The 8,675-nt window shown below is 38.2% G+C and carries 8 protein-coding genes and 1 pseudogene; 5 read left to right on the top strand and 4 right to left on the bottom strand.

The annotated features are described in order from the left end of the window. Positions 1-86, top strand: a pseudogene (locus ACSC97_RS04790) (IS1 family transposase); the annotation flags it as partial. Positions 87-303: 217 nt separating this feature from the next. Here ACSC97_RS04790 and ACSC97_RS04785 read toward each other — a convergent pair. Next, positions 304-1,317, bottom strand: a complete 1,014-nt coding sequence (locus tag ACSC97_RS04785; protein ID WP_280094782.1) for a hypothetical protein — start codon at positions 1,315-1,317, stop codon at positions 304-306. Positions 1,318-1,336: 19 nt separating this feature from the next. Further along, positions 1,337-2,353, bottom strand: coding sequence for an alpha/beta fold hydrolase (locus ACSC97_RS04780; RefSeq protein ID WP_436659544.1), 1,017 nt, complete (start codon positions 2,351-2,353; stop codon positions 1,337-1,339). 236 nt (positions 2,354-2,589) lie between these two features. Here ACSC97_RS04780 and ACSC97_RS04775 point away from each other — a divergent pair, with 236 nt between their 5' ends. Next, entirely contained in the window at positions 2,590-3,204 is a 615-nt protein-coding gene (locus tag ACSC97_RS04775; RefSeq protein ID WP_004912657.1) for a carbonic anhydrase, read from the top strand. A gap of 34 nt (positions 3,205-3,238) precedes the next feature. Here ACSC97_RS04775 and ACSC97_RS04770 read toward each other — a convergent pair whose 3' ends face one another. Further along, positions 3,239-3,862: an arylesterase gene (locus ACSC97_RS04770; RefSeq protein WP_171065609.1), complete on the bottom strand. Its 624-nt coding sequence runs from the start codon at positions 3,860-3,862 to the stop codon at positions 3,239-3,241. A 42-nt stretch (positions 3,863-3,904) separates the two neighbouring features. Here ACSC97_RS04770 and ACSC97_RS04765 point away from each other — a divergent pair, with 42 nt between their 5' ends. Both ACSC97_RS04765 and ACSC97_RS04760 read left to right on the top strand, forming a co-directional pair. Continuing rightward, complete coding sequence (locus ACSC97_RS04765) at positions 3,905-4,609, top strand: ABC transporter ATP-binding protein (protein ID WP_416702066.1); 705 nt, start codon at positions 3,905-3,907, stop codon at positions 4,607-4,609. After that, a complete protein-coding gene (locus ACSC97_RS04760) occupies positions 4,606-7,092 on the top strand; it encodes an ABC transporter permease (protein WP_436659541.1) in 2,487 nt (828 codons plus the stop codon). The genes ACSC97_RS04765 and ACSC97_RS04760 overlap by 4 nt, the downstream gene beginning before the upstream one ends. Here the strand turns inward: ACSC97_RS04760 and ACSC97_RS04755 are convergent. Next, the gene (locus ACSC97_RS04755; protein WP_416702061.1) at positions 7,089-7,895 is read right to left on the bottom strand and encodes a rhomboid family intramembrane serine protease; all 807 of its coding nucleotides are present in this window, start codon (positions 7,893-7,895) and stop codon (positions 7,089-7,091) included. The two genes, ACSC97_RS04760 and ACSC97_RS04755, sit on opposite strands and share 4 nt — an antisense overlap. A 73-nt stretch (positions 7,896-7,968) precedes the next feature. Here ACSC97_RS04755 and mtgA point away from each other — a divergent pair, with 73 nt between their 5' ends. Beyond that, on the top strand, positions 7,969-8,643 hold the full coding sequence (mtgA, locus tag ACSC97_RS04750; RefSeq protein ID WP_004912643.1) for a monofunctional biosynthetic peptidoglycan transglycosylase: 675 nt from the start codon (positions 7,969-7,971) through the stop codon (positions 8,641-8,643). Positions 8,644-8,675: the final 32 nt, after the last annotated feature.

Here is an 8,675-nt window from a genome sequence, read left to right as displayed (position 1 = left end):
GGAGTTGTAATTTTTCAAAAAAGATTGAAAACCATTTTAAAGCTTTCGACTTAACCTTTTTTTACATCAATAATGGCTTCATTTAATGTCAGCATACTTTTTGAAACACCACCAAACATTTTACATGTGACTTGTTCCACTTTAGGTATTTGTTTAAGATGAGATGTAACTCATTGAAATGTGTCATCATATTCGTCGTTAGAAAACAAGTATTATGCCATTATTTCAATGAGTTATCTTTTTTTGTCGTGTACAAAGGACTTACATATAGTTTCTAACTTTAAATGATAAAAAACAAGGCGCTTAGGCGCCTTGTTCATGATTGAGGATGTTCATTACTTGGTCAGAATAATAAAATTTCTCTAAATGAATACGTGCGCGTTGTCTTAAATAACCAGTGTCAATCAAACGCTTTAACACTGGCGTTAATAAAAGACTTAATTCATTTTGAATCAAACTCTCATTAATATTGAGATCTCGAAGGAGTTGATCAAACGTACGCTCCTGATTGCGTGCATACCATGCGTAAACACCATCATGTACTTGTTGTTTCATATAGGGTGTCTGACGAAGATGATCCCAGATCTCATGTCCCATACCAACAGTTTGCGTTAGATCTTGAACTTCAACATAATTTTTTAACACGGAAACGGGCATAACTTTAATTTTGTGCCAAATATTAGCTTGGAAATGATATAGCTTTTCATCATTAAAATGCTGATTGAGCACACGCTCACTCATTTGGCTAATTTTAAGAATATTCTTCTGTAAATAATGGCCGACTGTGTCATTTAGATTAGAGTCCGTCACAGTCTCTAATACAGATTTCCCCATTTTCATGAAATGACCAACACCTGGGACACGTTTAGACATCACTGAATTATCCAAATAATCTTGAATAGAGTGTTGAATAAGTTGAGTAATCAGAGCAGAAAATGCAGGATTATTTACAATCGTTTTAATTAAGCGTTGGCGATGTCCACTTTTACTTGCAACGTATTGAGCAATCGTATCGATCGTTAAAACAGGAATAATTTCTTCGATGGTTGTTTCATCATTTAAAGGATGAATAAGTGCAAATCGAATGTGCTCGGCAATTTGTTCAACTAAAAATGAACTAGCAGGTGTATTTAAGATCTGTTTTTCAATTAAGGTATAAATTTGTTCAAAAGACCAAATATGTTGTAGTTGTTGTAAACGTATCCAATGATAGAACTGCGAGAACTCTTGTTGAATTGTTTCTGATTGCGAAAACTGTTGATCTAAAAAGTCCAGTTGAGCATCAATCAGTTGTTCTATCATTGGGTGTTTAAGCATAAAGACTCTAAATAAATGATTAAGGAGTAGGTGCAGTCACCGACTTTTGGGCTTGGGTTTTACTCAAGAACGGTAGATATTGTTGAACGACGAGCTGATCTGCTTCTAAGATCGGCATATGACCGACATTATCCAAGATGACAGGTGCTTGAGCGTTTTTCAAAAGTGATTTTAACTCAGGTGCGACTTCAACATTGATAATTTTATCTTGCTTGCCCCATAAAATCAGTGTTGGTGCATCAATTGATTTAGCAAGTAAGGCAAATGAGTCTGGTGTAAACAATTTATTGAGTGCAATGATTTGGTCAACCATTTTCTGAGTTTGTTCTATTTGTCCAATCATCATCTTTTCTTGTGCTTGAGCAATTTCTTTAGGAATAAACGGAGGGTTATGCATTGCTTGCTGCATTAAGAAATTAAAGTCGCCTTTTTTACTGACGATCATACTTCTGATTTGATTTGGGTCTTTCAAGTAAGGTGTATTTCCAGCTTTGTAGACACCAGCCGCATCAACTAAAAATAAACTCTTGGTTTCAAATGGATATTGACCCGCATAAAGCATCGCAATAGAGCCACCTAGAGAGTGTCCTGCAATATGAGCAGGTCCTGTTAAGTTTGCAGCCTCAATAAAACGGCGTAATTTTTCTGTGACATTAGGTACAGAATAATCAAATTCTTTCGGAACTTGGGTTTCGCCACTAGCAGGTAAATCAGGAATGATCACATGATAGTTGCCTGTTAATGCATTCGCGACACGATTCCAGTTATCACGACTACCAGCCAAGCCATGAATAAGTACAACAATCGGTTTACCGACTTGACCACCTTCACTATAAGACCATGTAATGTCACCAACTTTAAGCGTTTTACTTTGTAACCCAGCCCAAGCACGTTCCTGTTGTAATACATTTTGGAAACTCATTTCGATTTCAGCGGCTTGAGTCATCGTTGTTGTCATGGTTGCAGCAAGACCGCAACTGAAAGCGATAGCCGTCAGTTTTTTTCGGATTGGTGTGGAAAAGCTTCTATTCATCATGATTTTTCTGTCCTTGATTTATTTTTAAACCTTTCGATTATTGTTGAAGTTTCAAACATAGTCATTTGCATATTCAACAGATGTCTGTAAATTATTGCCAATGAAATGATTATTTTTTCCTTATTTTTCTTGATAAATCGATCACCAAATGTTTGAGAGTTTTTATTTTTGTCAGTGACAATCTATCGTCCTCACATTAAACTATTTTTTCATGTCAATCATAGATGGATTTAAGCATGCTCACCGCTCATGAAGCTCTAGAACGTTTAAAAGCTGGTAATGCTCGTTTTGTGAAAGGGGAAGCCGCCCTACAGAAGCAACTCACTCACCAAGAACGTGCTGAAATGGCAAGTGAACAAAACCCTTTTGCTATTGTTTTAGGATGTTCCGATTCTCGAGTGCCAGCGGAGATGGTTTTTGATCAAGGCTTAGGTGATTTATTCGTTATTCGTGTAGCAGGAAATATTGTTGCACCTTCTCAAGTAGGTAGCGTTGAATTTGCTGCTGAACGTTATGATTGTGCTGTTGTTGTGGTATTAGGTCATAGCCACTGTGGCGCAATTCAAGCAACGATCGATACTTTAAAGCATCCTGATCAAGCACCTTCTTCGAACTTAATGTCGATCGTAAACCGTGTACGCCCATCTGTTGAAATCTTAATGCAAACAGAATTGAAAGATGATTTGAAAAAGTTATCGGCACATGCTGTACGCTCTAATGTATTTGCTTCAGTAAATCAGTTGCGTCATGGTTCCGCTGTACTTGAAAGCTTAATCGAAAAAGGCAAAATGATCGTGGTTGGAGCTGAATACTCACTTGAGACAGGTGAAGTTACTTTTTTTGATTTCTAAATAAAGTTATAGATTGTTAAATTATAAAAGGTGCCTACAAGGCACCTTTTATATATGGATAAGCTAAATTTAACATGATCGGCTGCGCCTTAGCATTTGGATGAATTTGATCTTTTTGAATAAGATTTTTATTACCTGCTACACCCTCCAAAAAGAAAGGTAAAAGCTTAACTTTGTATTGCTGACTTACAACTTTATAATTTTTTTCAAACGCTGTGCTATACGCCGTTCCATAATTTGGTGGTATCTTCATACCAAACAGTAAAACTGTTGCCTTTTGTCTTTGACTGAGTTGTACCAACTGAGCAAGATTACGTTGGATCATTTGAGGTGGTTGTCCTCGAAGTCCATCATTACCACCTAGCTCAATCACCACAATTTCAGGCTTATAGGTTTGTAATAGCTTAGGCATTCTTGCAAGTGCACCGCTTGTTGTTTCACCGCTTACACTTGCATTGACCACTTTGTGTTTTTTCGGATACTGTTGGTCAAGCCGTTGTTGTAATAAGTTAACCCAGCCTTGTTTGACATCTATTCCATAGCCTGCACTAAGACTATCTCCCACAATCAATATGGTCTTAGCTGAAACGATTGTCGGGAATACACATATTGCAAGTGCTCCCAGTGTTTTAGAAACGAACAAGATAACTTTAGATATTTGCATAGCACTTAAAATTTGTTCTAAAGGATACGTGACATCATGCCACAACCGATTATTTCTGCTCGAAAAGTTACACAAACCATTCAAATTAATCAGCAAAATTTAACGATTTTAAAAGAAATTGATTTGGAGATTTATCAGGGAGAGCAGATTGCAATTACGGGACGTTCAGGTTCAGGAAAGTCAACATTATTGGGGATTTTAGCGACTTTGGATCGTCCTAGTAGTGGTGAATTGACGGTTTGTGGTCAAGATGTACATCAGCTAACAGAGGAACAGCGAGCACAAGTTCGTTTAGAAAATATTGGGTTTGTATTTCAGTCATTTCAACTTCTTCCTCAGTTGAGTGCTTTAGAAAATGTCATGCTGCCGATGCGTTTACAGCCAGACTTCCAATTTAAAAATGCTGAGAAAAAAGCGTTGGCATGGTTAGAGCGTGTTGGTTTGATTCGACAGGCTCATCAAACACCCAAAGTTTTATCTGGTGGTGAGCAACAGCGTGTCGCTATTGCACGTGCCTTGATTGCTGAACCTAAATTAATTTTTGCAGATGAACCCACAGGTAATTTAGATGGGCAAACTGCAGAAGAGATTGAACAATTACTTTTTGATTTAAACAAAGAGTTGGGAACAACATTGGTTCTAGTCACGCATGATCAAAACTTAGCTGAACTTTGTCAACGTCATGTCAAACTTATCGATGGTCAGATTCAGGAGATTGTTCGATCAGAGGGGGCAATATGAGTTCTATTTTAAAGCCCTTACTGATACAAAGTTTTCGAACGGGTGGTTTGTATTTACTGATTATTGCACTTTCATTGGCGATCAGTGCGACAACGGCTTTGAAGTTTAGCAACACTCAAGTACAAAATGCTGTGACCTTACAAGCAGCTGAAATGCTTGGAGCTGATCTGGTGTTGTCGGATAGTCATCCGATTCAGTCCAGTTGGATAGAGCAAGCGAATAAGCTGAACTTGAAGCATTCTCCAGTCACTGTATTTGGTTCTATGGCACATACCCAAAATCAATTTGTCATGGTCAATGTCAAAGCGGTCAATGATCAATTTCCTCTACGAGGCAAGTTAGAAATTGAACCCCAAGCCAAATCAATACAACCAAATCAAGTCTGGTTAAGCCCACGGGCAGTTGATTTACTCAAGGTTAAATTAGGTGAACAAGTTGCAATTGCAGATGGAACATTTACTTTCACAGGCGTGATTGAACATGATTCAAATCAAGAATTAGGTTTCTCTGGATTTTCACCAACAGTTATTATTCATCAGGCGGATATTGCGAAGACAAATGCCATACAAGTAGGGAGTCGGATTGAATATCGTTTATTGATGGCGGGTCAGCTAGAACAAGTAAATGCATTCAAAACGATTTATAAGCAGCAAACGCATCAAGAGGATGAAACCTCTCCGAATGCAAATTCATCTGTAGAAAATTCAGAGCAAACTTCACTTCGATTGCGTGATGCTAGTCAGTCCAATACACGATTAATGAAACCAATCGAGAATTTGGATACATTCCTACAGCTCGCCAATTTACTTACTATTTTGCTTTGTGGGATTGCGATTGCTTTAACTAGTCAACGTTATGTACAACAAAACCAAGATCATATTGCTTTGATGCGGTGTTTGGGTTCAAGTAAGAAACAGATATTGATTGCTTATTTAGGCTTGTTAGCCTTGGTAAGTGCTATTTCCATCGTATTAGGAAGCCTGATTGGCATCGCATTAGGCTATGGATTATTGCAATTGATGTTGCAGCTCATTCCGCAACTACAAGTTAGTTTTGCTGTATTTGATATCCTTATGGCATTACCGATTGCTATATTCACCAGTGTAATGGTTTTGATTGGTTTTATACTGCCGAGTATTTGGGAGTTATTAAATACGCCACCAATACGCGTAATTCGTCAACAAGAACGTTCACGCAAATCCTATGTAGCCATGTTTGCTATCGGCACGATCAGTTTAATGATTTTTAGTTTAGTTCTTAGTGATAATTTACAACTTAGCCTAATGGTTCTCGCTGCCATTCTTATGCTATGTGGAATCTTATATGCTGGTATTTGGTTGCTTCTCAAATTGATCAAACAATTAAAGCACCCATTATCTGCCTATGTTCGGATACCGCATCAAACTGCATTGCAAATTACGGCACTTGCACTGGGATTAAGTTTAATTACGGTACTTAGTGTATTGAGAACAGACTTACTTGAGCGCTGGCAGCAACAACTTCCAGAGGGAACACCTAATCAATTTGTGTATGGTCTGCCCCCATTTGACATGCCATTGTTGAAACAATCGTTGGAACAGAATCATTGGAGTTCAACGCCGTTGTATCCAAATATTCGAGGTCGATTGATTTCAAAAAATGGTGAAGCTTTCTCTCCAGAATTGATCAAAGAAAATAACTCATTACGTCGTGAATTAAATCTTACGCAGTCCTCTGAGTACCCTAAAGATAATGTGATTACTCAAGGACGTTCAGCATTTACTCAAACTGGGCAAGTTTCTGTTGAAGAAAAATTGGCAAGTGAACTTGGAATCAAAATTGGCGATCAACTGAGCTTTAGTCTGCCTGAAGGAAGCTTGAATGCAACGGTGATTAATTTACGCTCCGTTGAATGGGAAAGTTTTAGCCCCAATTTCTTTTTCATTTTTTCACCTAAAACGATGGATGAAAATGCAGGAAGTTATTTAGGTAGTTTCTATGTTCCGCCAACTGATCAGGCAAAAATGGTTGAGTTGATTCAGCAATTTTCAAATACTGTTTTTATTGATGTTGGACGTGTTCTAGATGAAGTGAAACGTTTGATGACTGTGTTGGTTCAGATCGTGACAGTACTTGCAATGTTGGTTGGTTTGTCAGGTATCTTAGTCTTGATTGCGTGCTTAAATGTCTTGATGGATGAACGTCGTCGAGAAGTGGCATTGTTAAGATCATTTGGGATCGCTAAGAATCGATTAAAACGCATGTTGAGTTTAGAAATCGGTTTTATTGGATTAGTCTCAGGTGTTGTGGCGTGTCTTTTTGCTGAGGTGATCAGTGCTATCGCTAGCTACAAAATGCAAATGGCTATTCAATGGCATCCAGAAATCTGGATTATTCTTCCTTTGACAATGATGGTGGTATGTACATTGATAGGTCGTTATCGCTTAAGCTATCTCTGTGATATACCACCTTTGCAAAGTTTAAGAGAAATTAATCAGTCTTAAAAACTGATCTGATTTTGGTGCAGAATCTCAGTCCACAAAGGAGTGAGTTCTGTGCTGAGTCGGGTGCAATACCAATAAAAGATACTTAAAGTAGAGACTGCAACAAGCAGTGCTATAAATTGGAATAGACCTGTTCGTTGTGTTTTTTGAGACAGGTACCATAAGCCCGCCAACAAACCACCCATCAGCATGCCACCGATATGTGCGGCATTGTTGATGCCAGATACGGTGAAACCAAACACAAGGTTAATTGCCATAATCATGAGTAATGATTTTTTATCTAGAATAAAACGTTGATTTGCGAGTTGAGGCAATAATGAGATTATGGTCAATGCTGCACCGAGTCCCATAACCGCACCTGATGCGCCTGCGCTAATACGCGGCAATAATGCAGCATCAAAGTTTTGTAGCAATTCATATGCATCTCGAATCGAGAGATAACTCGATAATACACTTCCCATTAAACCAGCAAGAAAATACATACCTATATAATAGGAACGACCAAATAGTTGTTCAGCTACACTGCCAAAAATATAAAGCGCCCACATATTTAGCATCAGATGGATGAGTCCAAAATGGAAAAACATGCTAGTGAATAGGCGCTCAGGCTGAGATAAGAATGTAAGTGGCGTAAAATCTGCACCCCAAGCAATTGCATCAAGAGGGGAAGGGTCGGTAATATTCACACCTGAAAGAATTTGCCAACCAAATAAACTGACATTGACGGCAATAAGTAATGCGGTAAACCACCATGTATGGATTCTCAACTTTTGATTGATTTGTGGTGGTGTCATGTCAGTCATATGTGTCTAAGCTAGTCATCAATATAAAAAACAGCTTAGCATGAATTCGTTGCCCTAGGAGTGATGCACTTTAATGAAAGCCTTTTTAGCACGTGCAGTAATGTTGATTATTGGAGTGATACTCCTCATCCAACTTTGGATCTTTGCAAGTTTAGTTTGGTGGAGAACCAATCCAGTTGAAACCACAATGTTTATGCGGTTGGACTATTGGTCTGATATGAAACCAATTCAGCAAGATTGGCGAGATTATGATGAGATTAGTGACAACTTTAAGCACGCGATTCTTGCAGCCGAAGATGCGAAGTTTGTCCATCATCATGGATTCGATTGGGCAGGTATCCAACATGCTTTAGAACGTAATAATGAGAAGGGTGAAGTGGTTGCAGGTGGATCAACGATTTCGCAACAATTGGCAAAAAACTTATTTTTATACAACCAACGTTCGTTTATTCGTAAAGGACAGGAAGCAGTTGCAACTTGGATGATGGAGCGGATGTGGTCAAAGCGCCGAATTTTAGAGGTATATATGAACTCTGTAGAATTTGGTGAAAATATTTATGGGGTTGAAGCTGCAACACAATATTATTATGGTAAAAGTTCAAAAAGCTTAACACGTGAACAGGCCGCATTTTTAGCAGCGTTGTTACCAAATCCTAAGTATTATCAAGATCATCGTAATGACCGTAAGTTGCAATATCGCAAACGTGTGATATTGAGATATATGAACGGAACACAGCTTCCAGAATAATCCGATCGATTAAAAAAGCTCAATATTTTTGG

It is taken from the genome of Acinetobacter sp. P1(2025), assembly GCF_051390655.1.
In the GTDB taxonomy this organism is placed as follows: Bacteria; Pseudomonadota; Gammaproteobacteria; order Pseudomonadales; family Moraxellaceae; genus Acinetobacter; species Acinetobacter junii.
Note: the sequence above shows the minus strand (reverse complement) of the source record. Positions and strands in the feature narration are given on the sequence as shown.